This is a genomic window from Streptomyces sp. ICC4, from assembly GCF_003287915.1.
In the GTDB taxonomy this organism is placed as follows: domain Bacteria; phylum Actinomycetota; class Actinomycetes; order Streptomycetales; family Streptomycetaceae; genus Streptomyces; species Streptomyces tritrimontium.
This window is the reverse complement of the sequence record NZ_CP030286.1, coordinates 3,987,164-4,003,366: the sequence shown is the minus strand read 5'-3', so window position 1 is coordinate 4,003,366 and position 16,203 is coordinate 3,987,164. Positions and strand designations below refer to the sequence as shown.

General features: G+C 71.2%; 10 protein-coding genes and 2 pseudogenes. 7 read left to right on the top strand and 5 right to left on the bottom strand.

The genetic code is table 11. The annotated features are described in order from the left end of the window. Window positions 1-171: 171 nt before the first annotated feature. The 3 genes from DRB89_RS18550 to DRB89_RS18540 form a co-directional block, all read right to left on the bottom strand. A complete protein-coding gene (locus DRB89_RS18550; protein WP_112449421.1) occupies window positions 172-1,812 on the bottom strand; it encodes an ABC transporter substrate-binding protein in 1,641 nt (546 codons plus the stop codon). 451 nt (window positions 1,813-2,263) lie between these two features. After that, window positions 2,264-4,168, bottom strand: coding sequence for a translational GTPase TypA (gene typA, locus DRB89_RS18545; RefSeq protein ID WP_112449422.1), 1,905 nt, complete (start codon window positions 4,166-4,168; stop codon window positions 2,264-2,266). Between the two features lie 331 nt (window positions 4,169-4,499). Beyond that, window positions 4,500-6,905, bottom strand: a complete 2,406-nt coding sequence (locus DRB89_RS18540; protein WP_112449423.1) for an ABC transporter family substrate-binding protein — start codon at window positions 6,903-6,905, stop codon at window positions 4,500-4,502. 368 nt (window positions 6,906-7,273) lie between these two features. Here DRB89_RS18540 and DRB89_RS18535 point away from each other — a divergent pair, with 368 nt between their 5' ends. From DRB89_RS18535 to DRB89_RS44635, 5 genes and pseudogenes are all read left to right on the top strand, one after another. After that, window positions 7,274-7,495, top strand: a complete 222-nt coding sequence (locus DRB89_RS18535; RefSeq protein ID WP_112449424.1) for a hypothetical protein — start codon at window positions 7,274-7,276, stop codon at window positions 7,493-7,495. A 96-nt stretch (window positions 7,496-7,591) separates the two neighbouring features. Continuing rightward, a complete protein-coding gene (locus DRB89_RS18530) occupies window positions 7,592-8,416 on the top strand; it encodes a hypothetical protein (protein ID WP_112449425.1) in 825 nt (274 codons plus the stop codon). Window position 8,417: 1 nt separating this feature from the next. Beyond that, window positions 8,418-10,352: a fumarate reductase/succinate dehydrogenase flavoprotein subunit gene (locus DRB89_RS18525; protein ID WP_112449426.1), complete on the top strand. Its 1,935-nt coding sequence runs from the start codon at window positions 8,418-8,420 to the stop codon at window positions 10,350-10,352. Next, window positions 10,349-11,122 (top strand): succinate dehydrogenase/fumarate reductase iron-sulfur subunit, encoded by a 774-nt coding sequence (locus DRB89_RS18520; RefSeq protein WP_112449427.1) that lies wholly within the window; start codon window positions 10,349-10,351, stop codon window positions 11,120-11,122. Before DRB89_RS18525 ends, DRB89_RS18520 begins: the two co-directional genes overlap by 4 nt. A gap of 78 nt (window positions 11,123-11,200) precedes the next feature. After that, window positions 11,201-11,986 (top strand): annotated as a pseudogene (locus DRB89_RS44635) (serine/threonine-protein kinase); the annotation flags it as partial. A 165-nt stretch (window positions 11,987-12,151) separates the two neighbouring features. On the opposite strand, the pseudogene DRB89_RS44630 reads toward DRB89_RS44635, so the two are convergent. Beyond that, a pseudogene (locus tag DRB89_RS44630) lies at window positions 12,152-12,301 on the bottom strand (transcriptional regulator); the annotation flags it as partial. A gap of 426 nt (window positions 12,302-12,727) precedes the next feature. Between DRB89_RS44630 and cobA the strand changes: the two are divergent. Beyond that, a complete protein-coding gene (gene cobA / locus DRB89_RS18505) occupies window positions 12,728-13,942 on the top strand; it encodes a uroporphyrinogen-III C-methyltransferase (RefSeq protein ID WP_112448043.1) in 1,215 nt (404 codons plus the stop codon). A 78-nt stretch (window positions 13,943-14,020) separates the two neighbouring features. Next, on the top strand, window positions 14,021-14,833 hold the full coding sequence (locus DRB89_RS18500) for an RNA methyltransferase (RefSeq protein ID WP_112448042.1): 813 nt from the start codon (window positions 14,021-14,023) through the stop codon (window positions 14,831-14,833). Window positions 14,834-14,909: 76 nt separating this feature from the next. Here DRB89_RS18500 and DRB89_RS18495 read toward each other — a convergent pair whose 3' ends face one another. After that, the gene (locus tag DRB89_RS18495; protein WP_112453310.1) at window positions 14,910-16,157 is read right to left on the bottom strand and encodes a serine/threonine-protein kinase; all 1,248 of its coding nucleotides are present in this window, start codon (window positions 16,155-16,157) and stop codon (window positions 14,910-14,912) included. Between the last annotated feature and the right edge of the window lie 46 nt (window positions 16,158-16,203).

The window sequence follows — 16,203 nt, the reverse complement described above, 5'->3', positions numbered from 1 at the left end:
CGTAGAAGATGCGGCAGGCGCAGCCGGACGGGCCCTTTCGCCACGCACGCGCGTGACGGAATCGTCACTGCGTCGCGAAAGGGCCCCCCGGGTGGCGCTCTGCGTATAGGCCCGGATGTGGGCCGGCTCCCCGCCGGCCCACATCCGTCGAAAGGAATTACGCGGTAGGACTTACTTCTTGACCTCGACCAGGTCGAGGATCGGGTCGCCGTCCTGGGCGTACTTCACGTTCTGGACCTTCTCGGAGAAGCCCGCGTTGACCTTGTAGTACCAGAGCGGGATCGACGGCATGTAGTTGACGAGGTCCTTCTCGATGGCCTGGTAGGCCTTCACGGACTCGTCGAGGCTCGGGGCCGTGTCGGCCGCGGCGATCTTCGCGTCGAGCTCAGGGCTGGTGAAGCCACCCTGGTTGCCACCGGCGCCCGTACGGAACAGGTCGCTGATGAAGTTGGCGTTCACCGGGTAGTCGAGCACCCAGCCGGAGCGGTAGAACGACTTGACCTGCTTGGACTTGCGGGCCTGGAGGTCGGCCTGGAAGTCCGGCTTGGCGTCACCGGTGCACTTGACGCCCGTGGCCGAGGTGATGCTGCCGCAGACAGCCTCGACCCACTCCTTGTGACCGCCGTCCGAGTTGAACTGGATGGTGATCTCGTTGTTCGGGACGCCGCCGCCCTCGGCGATGAGGGCCTTGGCCTTCGCCGGGTCGAACTTGGCGACGTCACCGGAACCGTCGGCCGTGTAGCCGAGGACGCCCTTGGCGACCCAGCCCGTGGCGGGGTCACGGGTGCCCTGGAGCACGGTCTTGGTGATGGTGGCGCGGTCGATCGCCATCGACAGGCCCTGGATGACCTTCGGGTTGACCGGCTTCGGGGTCTTCCACTGGTCGGCGTAGAACGCGACGGCCAGCGTCTGGATCGCCGAGTACGGCTGGTCCACCGCGCGGTCACCGAGGTCGCCACGGTAGACCGGGAGGTCCTTCGGGCCGATCTGGCGCAGCACGTCGACGTTGCCGGACTTCAGGTCCTCGTAGGCGGTCTCGAGGGTGGAGTAGTTCTTGAGAATCACGCCACCGTTCTTCGCCTTGTCCGCGCCCTTGTAGTCGTCGAAGCGCGTGAGCTCGATCTGCTTCTTGTGCTCCCACGACTTGAACTTGTACGGGCCGTTGCCGACCGGCTTCTCACCGGCGGCCGCGGGGTCCTTGTAGAAGGACTCGGGCAGCGGGGAGAAGACCTCGTAGCCGAGCTTGTACCCGAAGTACGGGACCGCGTTGGCGAGCTCGATGGTGAAGGTGTTCTCGTCGACGACCTTCAGGCCCTCGAGCGCCTCGGCGGTGGGCTTGGCGCCCTCGGCCTCGGGGTGCAGGGCCTCGAAGCCCTTGATGTCCGCGTACCAGGACGCGTTGCCCTGCTTGTTGTTGATGTTCGCGGCCCAGTTCCACGCCTTGACGTAGGACTCGGCGGTCACCTTGGTGCCGTCGTGGAACGTCCAGCCCGGCTTGAGCTTGACGGTCCAGAGCTTGCTGTCCTTGGACTCGACCGACTCGGCGTTCACCATGACGAGCTTGCCGTCGGCGTCGTAGTCGACGAGCTGCGAGAACAGACCCGACATGACGATCGAGCCGTTGGACTCCATCGTGTCGGCCGGGTGCAGGAGCTTCTCCGGCTCGCCCACCTCGACCGAGTAGATGCCGTTCGGATCAACGTCACCCTTGCCGGCGTTGTCACCCTTATCGGCGCCACCACCACAGGCAGTCGCTGCCAGGGCGACGACAATCGCGCCCGCTACCCACTTGGCGCTCTTGGCACCGCGCATGGGTTTCCTCCTCATGAGTCCACTGTCTGATGTGAAGGACCCGAGTGCGTTTCGCCGACACCCCTGACGGCGATAAGGACCCGGTGTCCCGAGTGTGCTCGTGAGTCGACGCTCCCCACAGCGTGTGACCCATTGACCCGAGCTCAATGGAGCCATCCTCGGGGACGCCCTGACCGTAAACCACACTTAAGTGGTCTCGTTTTCACAACATCGCACTACGGCTAAAACCCGAAATCCGGACAAACGGATAGGAGACAGACATGAACGAAACGGACTGTTAGCACTTCTTCCGGAGTGTCACGGTCGGTATGCGGACACCGCGGACACCGGATCGAAACAATCCGCTTGACAAAAGCGAACAGCCCCTCCCGTCACGTTCACCGTGACGGGAGGGGCTGTTCACAAAAGCCCGCAGCGGGCAGGACCCAAGTGTGACCTAGGTCCTACGCGACTACTTGCCGGACTTGGCGCGCGACGCGGTGCGCGAGCGGTCCTTCTGGTCCAGGACGACCTTGCGGATGCGGACGGCCTCGGGGGTCACCTCGACGCACTCGTCGTCGCGGCAGAACTCCAGGGACTGCTCCAGGGAGAGCCTGCGCGGCGGCACCACGTTCTCGGTGTTGTCCGCGGAAGCCGCACGCATGTTGGTGAGCTTCTTCTCCTTGGTGATGTTCACGTCCATGTCGTCGGCGCGCGAGTTCTCGCCGATGATCATGCCCTCGTACACCTCGGTGCCGGGCTCGGTGAACAGGACACCGCGCTCCTGCAGGTTGATCATCGCGAACGGCGTGACCGAACCCGAGCGGTCGGCGACCAGCGAACCGTTGTTGCGGGTCACCAGCGGGCCGAACCACGGCTCCAGACCCTCGTGGATCGAGTGGGCGATGCCCGTACCGCGCGTACCGGTCAGGAACTCGGTACGGAAGCCGATGAGGCCGCGCGACGGGACGACGAACTCCATGCGGACCCAGCCGGAGCCGTGGTTCGACATGTTGTCCATGCGGCCCTTGCGGACGCCCATGAGCTGCGTGACCGCGCCCATGTGCTCCTCGGGGACGTCGACCGTCATGCGCTCGACCGGCTCGTGCACCTTGCCGTTGATCTCCTGCGTGACGACCTGCGGCTTGCCGATCGTCAGCTCGAAGCCCTCGCGGCGCATCTGCTCGACCAGGATGGCGAGCGCGAGCTCACCACGGCCCTGGACCTCCCAGGCGTCGGGACGCTCGGTCTCGAGGACGCGGAGCGAGACGTTGCCGACCAGCTCGCGGTCCAGACGGTCCTTGACCTGGCGGGCGGTGACCTTGCGGTCCTTGACCGCGGACTTGGCGTCCGCGCCCTTGCCGCTGCCGCCGCGGCCGACCATCGGGGAGGTGTTCGTACCGATGGTCATCGAGATCGCCGGCTCGTCGACCGAGATCAGCGGGAGCGCGATCGGGTTCTCCGGGTCGGCCAGGGTCTCGCCGATCATGATGTCGGGGAAACCGGCGACCGCGCAGATGTCACCCGGGCCCGCCACCTCGGCCGGCTTGCGGGTGAGCGCCTCGGTCATCATCAGCTCGGTGATGCGGACGTTGGAGATCGTGCCGTCACGCTTGATCCACGCGACGGTCTGGCCCTTGCGGAGCTCGCCCTGCTCGACGCGGACGAGCGCGATGCGGCCGAGGAAGTTGTCGGCGTCCAGGTTGGTGACGTGGGCCTGGAGGGGCGCCTCGTCGTCGTACACCGGGGCCGGCACGTGGGCCAGGATGGTGGAGAAGAACGGCTCCAGGCTGTCGCTGTCCGGGGGGACGGTGCCGTCCGCCGGCTTGGTCAGCGAGGCGACGCCGTCACGGCCGCAGGCGTAGACGATCGGGAACTCGATCTGCTCCTCGTCCGCGTCCAGGTCGAGGAAGAGGTCGTACGTCTCGTTGACGACCTCGTCGATCCGGGAGTCCGGACGGTCCGTCTTGTTGATGCAGAGGATGACCGGCAGCTTCTGCTGCAGGGCCTTGCGCAGGACGAAGCGGGTCTGGGGCAGGGGACCCTCGGAGGCGTCCACCAGCAGGACGACGGCGTCCACCATCGACAGACCGCGCTCGACCTCACCACCGAAGTCGGCGTGGCCGGGGGTGTCGATGATGTTGATCGTGATGGGCGCCCCGCCGTCCTTGGGGTGGTACTTCACCGCCGTGTTCTTGGCGAGGATCGTGATGCCCTTCTCACGCTCCAGGTCGTTCGAGTCCATCATGCGGTCGTCGAGGTGCTGGTGGGCGGCGAAGGCACCGGCCTGCTTGAGCATGGCATCGACGATGGTCGTCTTGCCATGGTCGACGTGGGCGACGATGGCGACGTTACGGATGTCGTGGCGCGTGGGCACTTCGGCGCTTCTCCCGGGATCGTGGATGGCGACGCGTACGGTCCGGCACGCGAGCCTCGACCGGGCGGAAAACCTGCCACGGCCTTACCCCATCGTACGCCGGATGGCGGGAACCGCCTGCCGGGGGGTCTGTCAAGAGGCCGGACGACTGAGCGGGGCCGAGGGTTGGGTGGGGGGCCTCGGCCCTGGGTGATGCCTGAAAACACGCGGGTCAACGGCCTGGTCAATGGGTACGGCACGACCTTGCCCGCCGGTCATCCGGCGGGCAAGGGACTTGAGTCACATCTGAGCTTGCGGACTTCGGATCAACCCGTGATGCACCTCTTCGTCATCACTTCTTCTTCTCGTCCTTGCCCTTCGCCGCCGCCGGCTTCTTCCAGCCGATGTCCTGGTAGCGGGGGGCACCGAGGCCGAAGGCGCCCGCGTTGGCCAGGCCCGGCTTCACGGCGACCAGCTCGGGGCGCTGGTAGAGGGGGATGGAGCCGGCCGTGGCCCAGATCCGGGCGTCCGCCTTGCGCATCAGGTCGCGGGCCTGCTCCTCGTCCAGCTCGCCGGCCGCCTGGTCGAAGAGCTGGTCGATGTGGTCGGTGCCGACCCGGGTGTAGTTCTGCTCGACCAGCAGCGAGCCGTCGGCGGCCGGCTCCGGCTTGGCGAAGATCGGCCGGGCGTCGGTGGCGGGGTAGGCGGTCGCGGGCCAGGAGTAGAGGGCCAGGTCGTACTGGCCCGAGGCGATGTGGTCCTTGAAGAAGCTCTCGTCGGCCACCTTGGTCAGCTCCGTCTGCACGCCGACCTTGTGGAGCATCTGGGCGATCCGCTCGCCGACCGTGCGCAGGGCCTCCGAGCCCGGACCGGACGGCAGGACGAAGCGCAGGCTCAGGGCCTTGCCGTCCTTGGCCAGCATGCTGCCGGAGTTGCGCACGGCCTGCTTGGCGGGGGCCGGGGCCGGGCTGGCCTTGGTCCCGTCGGCGTCCTCGCCGACGGCCTCGGCGTCCAGGGCCGGGCTGCGCTTGGCGTCGTCCACGGCGTCGGCCTGGGCGCGCAGGAACTGCTCCTGGCCGGCCGCGAAGGGGCCCGGGGCGAGCACCGGGGAGGGCTGGGTCCCGGCGGCGAAGGCGTCGGCGTCGACGATCTCCCCGTCCTGGCCGTACGCGCCTTCGGACAGCGGGATGCCGGCCGGGTCCTCGGGGCCCTCGGGGCGGTGGTCGGGGTGGTCGGCCTTCACCCGCGCCCCGGCCGCGGCCGCCGGCTTGTCGTCGGCCCGGCCGTCGCCGTTGCGCTCGTCGTCCTGGCCGACGATGTAGAGGCCGTCGTTGCCGGTGCCCGGGCCCGACGGGGTCTTGCCGTCGTCCGTCTCCTGGGCGGCCTCCGGGCCCGCCTTGGCGCCGGCGGGCTCGGTGAGCTTGCCGCCCCGGCGCCAGCCGGCGTCCGCGAGCAGGGCCTGCGAGGCCTGGGTGTCCTGGCCGCCGAGGGCGTCGCTGTTGTCGGCGTACGCCTGCTGCCCGGCCAGCGCCAGGTGGCTGCCGACCGGCTTCGCGGGCAGGCCCAGCGGCTTGAGGACGATGTCGGCGAGCGCCTGGCGGTCCAGGGCCCGGGCCACGGCGCGGCGCACGCGCTCGTCGGCGAGCGGGCCGGTGGCCCCGTTCATCGCGAGCTGGGTGTAGGCGGGCTCCAGGGACTTGCGGACGGTGAAGGAGCGCAGGGCGCTCTGCTCATCGGTGTAGCGCTTGACCGCCTCCGCCTGCTTCTGGCGGCTCTCCTGCGCCTCCTTCGCCTTGGCCTCGTCCGCGCCGAAGGCCAGCGCCCACGACAGGGTGGCCTGCGCGGCGGTCACCGAGGCGGCCGGCCCGTGGGCCCCGCCCGACTTCGCGGATTCCCGGCGGGCCAGGGCGATCCGGTCGGCGCCGGTGCGGTCGATCTCGGCCATGTCGAGCTTGCCGGCGGCCAGCGCGGCCGGCCGCTGCGCCCGGGGCACGGCGGTGAGCACCAGGGTGTCGAGCTTGGCGGGGCGGCCCCACCAGCGCGGGTTGCGGGTCAGGGCGGCCGTGCCGGTCTTCTTGTCGATGGCGCCCAGCGCGAAGGGGCCGGCGGTCACCTTGAGGGTGCCCCGGGCGCCCTCGTTGAAGGCTTCCGGGGTGCCCGTGACCTGCTTGGGGTAGAGGGGCGAGAAGAGGGAGCGCCAGTCCGCGTACGGCTTGACGAAGGTGACCTTGACCTCCAGGTCCGTCTTGCCGCGCTCGATCTTCTCGATCCGGTCGTAGCCGGCGTTGCGCGCCGTCCAGTACGCGGAGTCCTTGCCGTTCAGGGCCCGCCACTGGGCGACGAAGTCGGCGGCGCCGACCTCGCGGCCGTCGCTCCAGACGGCCTGCTGGTTCAGCTTGTACAGGACGACCTGCTTGGGCTCCCGCTCGACTACCTCGGCCTTCTCCAGGTAGTCGGGATTGGCCACCGGGCGTCCCTTGCCGTCCAGCACGAAGAGCTGGGGCAGCACCGCTCCGGCGATCCGGTTGGTGGTGGCGTCCGCGTCGGCCTGGAAGGTGTTGAGGGTGCCGGGCAGGGCGTCCACGGCCCAGCGCAGCACCCCGCCGTCGGCGACCTTGTCGCGGGCGGTCGTCGCGATGTCCTGCCCGGCCGCTGCCGGGCCGCCCTCGTCGTCACCCGCGCCGCAGCCCGCGAGCAGCGGCAGTGCAAGAACTCCCGAGGTCAGGAGCGCCAAGGACCTGCGCCTTCTCTGGGACATGGGTGGTACCTCCGGGGCGGGGCGTGAGGGGGGAGAGCCGTGAGAAGGAGGGGGCCTTGATCACGTTCGGCGGTATATGGAGCTGATCACACTGGGTGCCGAAACCCACTGAAATCGACACCCCGCCATACCCGCCGCAGGGGACCCTCGCCACGCCGCGAACCCCACCCGTGCGGACCAATCCGGCTTGCCTTCCGGACGAGCGTTCCCCCGTAAGAGGGATGAAAATGGGGTCAGGGAGGGGCGCACAGTTCGCGCCTGCGCGCCCGCAATAGCTGCACGTCCCTTCACAAGGGGGGACGGGAGGCGCGACACTCGCAGGCGCACATGAGCGTTGCCACCGCACCCAGCGGAAGTGAGGGCAAGTCATGTCCCTGCAAGACGATTTGACCGCCGTACGGCGCAACCTGAACGAGCTGGTCCGCTCGGTCGAGCGGCTCGAGAAGGACGTCGCCCGGCAGGCACCGGCCGCCCCCAGGCCTTCGGGCGAGGGCGGAATGGTCATCGTCCCGGACACCCCGTACGACAGCTCGCTGTGGACGGACTCCGACGACGAGGGTCTCGGCGCCCGCGACCGCCGCGCTCCCTGACCTACGCTCCGCGCACACCCCACCGGACCCGGCCACCCGCAGCGACGGCGGCCGGGTCTCCTGGGCCACCCCTCATCACTCCACCCGGAGTCCCCCTTGGCCACAGGCACCCAACCACCATCACAGCGGCCCGGCGGCGTCCACGGCGCCTCGCGGGCCGCGATCGCAGCCCGGCACCTGCGGACCGACCGGTGGTGGCTCAGCCCCGCCGGCACCGCGGCCGGGCTGCTCGCCTTCATCGTCTACTCGACCTGGCGGGCCTTCGCCAACGCCGACTACTACGCGGCGCCGTACGTCTCGCCCTTCTACTCCCCGTGTCTCGCGGAGAACTGCCAGGAGATGCGCGGCGGCCCGAACCTGGACCTCTTCGGCAGCTGGTGGGGCCTGTCCCCCGCCCTGCTGATCCTGATCTTCCCGCTCGGCTTCCGGCTGACCTGCTACTACTACCGCAAGGCCTACTACCGGGGCTTCTGGGCCTCGCCGCCCGCCTGCGCCGTCGCCGAGCCGCACGCCTCGTACAGCGGTGAGACCCGCTTCCCGCTGGTCTTCCAGAACATGCACCGCTACTTCTTCTACGCGGCGGTGCCGGTCGCGGGCATCCTGACCTACGACACCGTGCTGACCTTCCGCGACGAGCAGTACGAGTGGGGCCACATGGGCCTCGGGACGCTCCTGTTCCTCGTCAACATCGGGCTGATCTGGGCCTACACACTGTCCTGCCACTCCTGCCGGCACATCATGGGCGGCCGCCTCAAGCACTTCTCCAAGCACCCGGTGCGCTACCGCCTGTGGGGCTGGATCAGCCGCCTCAACTCCCTTCACATGCAGCTCGCGTGGGCCTCGCTGATCAGCGTCGCCGCCTGCGACTTCTACGTGTACCTGCTGGCCAGCGGCGCCTTCGACGACCCAAGGATCTTTTGAGATGGCTCAAGTGGAACGGCAGCAGTGGGACGTGGTCGTGGTCGGCGCGGGCGGCGCCGGGCTGCGGGCCGCGATCGAGGCCCGGGAGCGCGGCGCCCGTACGGCCGTGATCTGCAAGTCCCTCTTCGGCAAGGCCCACACCGTGATGGCGGAGGGCGGCATCGCCGCCTCCATGGGCAACGTCAACGACGGCGACAACTGGCAGGTGCACTTCCGCGACACCATGCGCGGCGGCAAGTTCCTCAACCAGTGGCGGATGGCGGAGCTGCACGCCAAGGAGGCCCCGGACCGGGTCTGGGAGCTGGAGACCTGGGGCGCGCTCTTCGACCGGACGCCCGACGGGAAGATCTCGCAGCGCAACTTCGGCGGGCACGAGTACCCGCGCCTCGCGCACGTCGGCGACCGGACCGGCCTGGAACTGATCCGCACCCTCCAGCAGAAGATCGTCCAACTGCAGCAGGAGGACTTCAAGGAGTTCGGGGACTACGAGGCCCGGCTCAAGGTCTTCCAGGAGTGCACGGTCACCCGAGTTTTGAAGGACGACAGCCCGAAGGACGACAGCCCGAAGGGCGGGGGCCGGGTTTCGGGGGCCTTCTGCTACGAGCGCGAGACCGGGCGGTTCTTCGTCCTGGAGGCCCCGGCGGTCGTGCTGGCCACGGGCGGCATCGGCAAGTCCTTCAAGACCACGTCCAACTCGTGGGAGTACACCGGCGACGGCCACGCGCTGGCGCTGCTCGCCGGAGCGCCCCTGCTGAACATGGAGTTCGTGCAGTTCCACCCGACCGGCATGGTCTGGCCGCCCTCCGTGAAGGGCATCCTCGTGACCGAGTCGGTGCGCGGCGACGGCGGGGTGCTGCGCAACAGCGAGGGCAAGCGGTTCATGTTCGACTACATCCCGGACGTCTTCAAGGAGAAGTACGCGCAGTCCGAAGCGGAGGGCGACCGCTGGTACGAGGACCCGGACCACAACCGGCGCCCGCCCGAGCTGCTCCCCCGCGACGAGGTGGCCCGCGCCATCAACTCCGAGGTCAAGGCGGGGCGCGGGTCCCCGCACGGCGGGGTCTTCCTGGACGTGTCCACCCGGATGCCGGCCGAGAAGATCAAGCGGCGGCTCCCGTCGATGTACCACCAGTTCAAGGAGCTGGCGGACGTGGACATCACCGCCGAGCCGATGGAGGTCGGCCCGACCTGCCACTACGTGATGGGCGGCATCGCGGTCGACTCCGACACCGCCGCCACCGTCGGGGTGCCCGGGCTCTTCGCCGCCGGTGAGGTGGCGGGCGGCATGCACGGCTCGAACCGGCTCGGCGGGAACTCCCTCTCCGACCTGCTGGTCTTCGGCCGCCGGGCCGGACTGCACGCCGCCGGGTACGCGGCCGCCGAGGCCGGCCGGCTGCCGGTCGTGGACCAGGCCCGGGTGGACGAGGCGGCCGCGGAGGCGCTGGCTCCGTTCCATGCCGCCGAGGGCGCGGAGAACCCGTACACCCTGCACCAGGAGCTCCAGACGGCCATGAACGACCTCGTCGGCATCATCCGCCGCGAGGGCGAGATGGCCGAGGCGCTGGAGCGGCTCGCGGCCCTGCGCGTACGGGCCTCTCGCGCCGGGGTCGAGGGGCACCGGCAGTTCAACCCGGGCTGGCACCTGGCGCTCGACCTGCGGAACATGCTGCTGGTCAGCGAATGCGTGGCCCGCGCGGCCCTGGAGCGCACCGAGAGCCGGGGCGGGCACACCCGCGAGGACTGCCCGGCGATGGAGCGGTCCTGGCGGCCGGTGAACCTGCTGTGCCGGCCGGTGGAGCCCGCGCCCGAGGACCCTGCCGCGGACCGGATCGAGCTGACCCGGGTGCGCACCGAACCCATCCGATCCGACCTGCTCGCGCTCTTCGAGAAGGAAGAGCTGGTCAAGTACCTCGCCGAAGAGGAGCTCTACGAGTGACTACCTACGATGCCGCGTTCCGGATCTGGCGGGGCGACGCGGAGGGCGGCGAGCTGCGGGACTTCACCGTGGAGGTGAACGACGGGGAGGTGGTCCTGGACATCGTCCACCGGCTGCAGGCGACCCAGGCCTCCGACCTCGCGGTGCGGTGGAACTGCAAGGCGGGCAAATGCGGTTCGTGCAGCGCGGAGGTCAACGGGCGGCCGCGGCTGATGTGCATGACGCGCATGTCGACCTTCTCCCGCGAGGAGACGATCACGGTGACCCCGCTGCGAGCCTTCCCGATCGTCCGCGACCTGGTGACGGACGTGTCCTTCAACTACCGGAAGGCGCGGGAGGTACCGGCGTTCGTTCCGCCGGCCGGGGTCGCGCCGGGTGAGTACCGGATGCAGCAGATGGACGTGGAGCGCTCGCAGGAGTTCAGGAAGTGCATCGAGTGCTTCCTGTGCCAGGACACCTGCCACGTGGTGCGCGACCACGAGGAGAACAAGACCGCCTTCGCCGGACCCCGCTTCCTGATGCGGGTGGCGGAGCTGGACATGCATCCGCTGGACGCGGCGGCCGAGGCGGGCCTGGACCGCAAGCGGACGGCCCAGGAGGAGCACGGGCTCGGCTACTGCAACATCACCAAGTGCTGCACGGAGGTCTGCCCCGAGGGGATCAAGATCACCGACAACGCCCTGATCCCGCTGAAGGAGCGGGCCGTGGACCGCAAGTACGACCCGCTCGTGTGGCTGGGGAACAAGATCGGACGCCGTTCCGGTCGATAGCCGCCCCCAGTCGTTCACTTGGCAGGACAGAATGCCCCCTGAGCAACGTCGTTGACGTGATGTCAGGGGGCATTCGCGGTGCGGGTGGGGGATCAGCTGGCGGGCCGGTACCGCCTCGAACAGCGGCTCGGCATGGGCGGCATGGGCGAGGTGTGGCGGGCGCACGACACGGCGCTGGACCGCGCCGTGGCGGTGAAGGTGGTACTGGAGTCCATCGCGAGCGAGGAGGCGGTCGCGCGCTTCCGGCGCGAGGCCACCATCGGGGCGCGGCTCCAGCACCCCGGCATCACGGTCGTGCACGACGTGGGCCAGGAGTCGGGGCGGCTCTTCATCGTGATGGAGCTGCTCTCGGGCGAGGACCTGCACGCGGCCCTGGCCCGGGTGCCGGGGGGCCTCCCGGTGGACGTCGCGGTGGAGCTGGCCGCGCAGACCGCCGAGGCGCTGGCCGCCGCCCACGAACTGGGGGTGGTGCACCGCGACTTGAAGCCGCCCAACCTCTTCCTGCTGCCCGGGGGCAGGCTGAAGATCTGCGACTTCGGCATCGCGCACTCGGCCGACGCCACGGCCGGCTGGACGGTCACCGGCCGGACCGGACCCGGCAGCCCGCCGTACATGGCCCCCGAGCAGTGGCGGGGCGAGCAGGTGGACGCCCGCTGCGATCTGTACGCGCTGGGGTGCGTGCTGTACGCCCTGCTGAGCGGCGAGCCGCCCTTCGGGCAGTCCGAGGGCCCCTGGGTGCTGATGCGCCGGCACATCGAGGAGCCGCCGCTGCCGCTGCGCGAGGCCGGTACGCCGGTCCCGCCGGACCTGGACCGGCTGGTGCTGCGCCTGCTGGCCAAGGATGCGGCGGACCGGCCGGAGTCGGCGGCGGCGGTGGCGGAATCCCTGCGGGGACTTCTGGACGGCTCCGCCGGCCGGGGGCGGACGGGCATCGCGGTGGCCGCGGGCGGGGCCCCAGGCGGGGCCGCAGGCGGGGCCGCAGACGGGGAGCGGGCCGGCGGTGGGACCGGCCGCGGGGCCGTTGCCGGGGGCGGGACCGGGGGCGCGGGCCAGGAACAGGGAGCCCGCCTGCGGGTCCGTCATGCCGGTGAGTCGGGTGCGGTAGCCGGCCATGAGGCGGAAGCCGCCCGCCGGCCCGCGGTCCGCCCGGACGGGCACTCCCGAGGCCCCGAGGTGCTCAGCGAGACCCCCGCGCGCCGGGCCAGCTCGCTCGTGGTGGCCCCGTCGCCGATGGCCTGGAGCACCACCGAGCGGGTGTGCCCCACGAGCTTGCCCAAGTTGCGCTGGCGGTACTGGCGCTGCTCCCCCGCCGGCCGGGTGGCCTCGCAGCCGGCCTGGGCCGAGGACAGCGCGGCCGCCGCCGGGTAGACCAGCACCGGCGGCAGCTCCGGATCGTGCAGGGTCACCGCCGGTCGCCGGCAGAGGAAGGACCGCTGGAGCGGCCGCCCGCGCCCCCGCACCCGCCGGGCCGTATCGTGGACCCGCACGAGAACCCGCACGTCAGCACCACGCGGCGCACCGCACCACCCCGCCGCACCACCCCGCCGCTCCAGTGCCGCAGCGGCAAGACAGCACGACGACCGCTGCATCAGGAGCCGCACCGCCATGGCTGAACACCCCGCGTACCCCGTCGGCCTGAGACTCGCGGGCCGCCGCGTCGTCGTCGTCGGCGGCGGCCAGGTCGCCCAGCGGCGCCTGCCCGCGCTCATCGCGGCCGGCGCCGACATCGTCTTGATCTCGCCCTCCGCGACCCCCTCCGTGGACGCCATGGCGGAGACCGGCGAGATCCGCTGGGAACGCCGCCGCTACCAGGACGGCGACCTCACCGACGCCTGGTACGCGCTGATCGCCACCCGCGACAAGGCCGCCAACGACGCCGCGTCGGCCGAAGCGGAGCGGGCCCGCGTCTGGTGCGTCCGCGCCGACGACGCCGAAGCGGCCACCGCCTGGACCCCGGCCACCGGCCGCGTCGAGGGCGTCACCGTCGCCGTGCTGACGGGCAACGACCCGCGCCGCTCCGCCGCCGTACGGGACGCGGTCGTCGAGGGCCTGCGCGACGGAAGCCTCGCCGCTCCCGGCCGCCGCCACCACACCCCCGGTGTCTCCCTCGTCGGCGGGGGTCCCGGCGACCCCGACCTGATCACGGTCCGCGGACGGCGCCTCCTCGCCGAGGCCGATGTCGTCATCGCCGACCGCCTCGGCCCCCGCGACCTCCTCGACGAGCTCCCGCCGCACGTCGAGGTCATCGACGCCGCGAAGATCCCGTACGGCCGCTTCATGGCCCAGGAGGCCATCAACAACGCCCTCATCGAGCACGCCAGGGCCGGCAAGGCCGTCGTCCGGCTCAAGGGCGGCGACCCGTACGTCTTCGGCCGCGGCATGGAGGAGCTCCAGGCCCTCGCCGAGGCGGGCATCTCCTGCACCGTCGTCCCCGGCATCTCCAGCTCCATCTCGGTGCCCGGCGCGGCCGGCATCCCGGTCACGCACCGGGGCGTCGCGCACGAGTTCACCGTGGTCAGCGGCCACGTCGGCCCCGACGACCCGCGCTCCCTGGTGGACTGGGCCTCCCTCGCCAAGCTCACCGGCACCCTGGTCATCCTCATGGGCGTCGACAAGATCGGCCTGATCGCCGAGGCGCTGGTCCGCCACGGCCGCCCCGCCGACACCGCCGTCGCCGTCATCCAGGAGGGCACCACCGCCGCCCAGCGCCGGGTGGACGCCACCTTGGCCACGGTCGGCGAGACCGTCAGGGCCCAGGAGGTGCGGCCCCCGGCCGTCATCGTCATCGGCGACGTGGTGAACGTGCACCGGCCGGCCTAGCGCCCGGCCGTCAGGCCGCCAGGACAACCCCGCAGCGGAGCCGTTGGCACCGCACCCAGGACAAGGCAGTATCACCCTGTGGCTGATCTCATCACCGTCGAGGACCCCGACGACCCGCGCCTGCGCGACTACACGGGCCTGACCGACGTCGAACTGCGGCGCAGGCGCGAGCCCGCGGAAGGTCTCTTCATCGCCGAGGGCGAGAAGGTGATCAGACGTGCCAAGGACGCCGGGTACGAGATGCGCTCGATGCTGCTCTCCGCCAAGTGGGTCGACGTCATGCGCGACGTCATCGACGAGCTCCCGGCCCCGGTCTACGCCGTCAGCCCGGAGCTCGCCGAGCGCGTCACCGGCTACCACGTGCACCGCGGCGCCCTCGCCTCGATGCAGCGCAAGCCGCTGCCCACGGCCGAGGAACTCCTCGCCACCACCCGGCGCGTGGTCATCATGGAAGCGGTGAACGACCACACCAACATCGGCGCCATCTTCCGCAGCGCGGCCGCCCTCGGGATGGACGCGGTGCTGCTCTCGCCCGACTGCGCGGACCCGCTGTACCGGCGCTCCGTCAAGGTCTCCATGGGCGCGGTGTTCTCCGTCCCCTACGCCCGCCTGGAAGCCTGGCCCAAGAGCCTGGACTCGGTCCGCGAGGCCGGCTTCAAGCTGCTCGCCCTCACCCCGCACCAGAAGGCCTCGCCGATCGACGTGGCCGCCCCGCAGACGCTGGACCGGGTCGCCCTGATGCTGGGCGCGGAGGGGGACGGGCTCTCCACGCAGGCGCTGGTCGCCGCCGACGAATGGGTGCGGATCCCCATGGCGCACGGAGTGGACTCGCTGAACGTGGGCGCGGCCGCGGCCGTCGCCTTCTACGCGGTGGCGAGCGGCCGCCCGTAGGAAGTCCCGGGGACGGGCCCGCGCGGCCCCGGGCCTCGGCTCCGGCTCGGGCCTCGGCTCCCGGTTCCGGCCTCGGCTAGAGCTTCTGGGCGAGCGCGATGCCCAGCGCCACCAGCAGCGTCACCACGACGAAGACGATCAGGCGCTGGCGCATCAGCTTCGGGTCCGGCCGCGACGGCCGCCGTCCCGTCCCCGTCGTACGGGGCGCCGGACGTCCGCCCGTGCGCCCGGCGGTGGACCCGGGTCCCCGCGAGCCGGTGCCCCGCGGCGACGAGGGCCGCGAGTGCGGCCCGCTGTGCGGCCCCTGGGCCGATCCCTGTCCTTGGCCCTGCCCCTGGCCTTGACCCTGACCGTGGCCGCCCGTTCCCGGCCCCTGGAGCCTGGACACCGGGGTGCCGTCGGTACGGCGCTCCGCGCGCTCCTCGGCGTACCCCTCGGCGAGCCGCCCCGTGGGCCGCTCCGTCCGCGCCCGCTGTGCCGGCGGCCGGCTGTCGCCCAGCCCGTGCGCCTCGCGGGCCGCGATCTCCTTGAGCCGCATCGACAGCTGGAGCGTGCTCGGCCGCTCCTCGGGGTCCTTGGCCAGGCAGGCCCGCACGAGGGGGGCCAGCGCGTCCGGGACACCCTGGAGGTGCGGCTCCTCGTGCACCACCCGGTACAGCATGACCTCGGAACTGCCGTGCCCGAAGGGCGAGTCGGCGGTGGCCGCGTAGGCGAGGGTGGCGCCGAGCGAGAAGACGTCCGTCGCGGGGGTGACGGCGGCGCCGCGCACCTGCTCGGGTGCCAGGAACCCGGGGGAGCCGACGGCGGTCCCCACGTGCGTGAGGGTGCTCGCGCCGGTGGCCCAGGCGATCCCGAAGTCGATGATGCGCGGGCCCTTGGGCGACAGCAGGATGTTCGAGGGCTTCAGGTCGCGGTGGACGACCCCGGCCTCGTGGACGGCGACCAGGCCCTCGGCGAGCGCCGCGCCGATGGAGGCGATCTGCGAGGCCGTGAGCGGGCCCTCCTCGGCCACCTTGTCGTGCAGGGAGGGGCCGGGCACGTACTGCGTGGCGAACCAGGGGCGCTCGGCCTCCAGGTCCGCGGCGACCAGGCGCGCGGTGCACCCGCCGCGGATCCGCCGGGCGGCGGAGACCTCGCGGGCGAAGCGCGAGCGGAACTCCTGGTCCTCGGCGAGGTCCGGCCGGATCACCTTGAGCGCGACGCGCTGGCCGCGCCGGTCGGATCCGAGGTAGACGACGCCCATGCCGCCGGCGCCGAGGCGCCGGTGCAGCCTGAACGAGCCGACGACACGCGGGTCCTCGCGCCGGAGCCGCATCATCGCCATGTCCACCCCGCTGACCGGTCGTCCTGTTGACGTGGCACAGCTTACG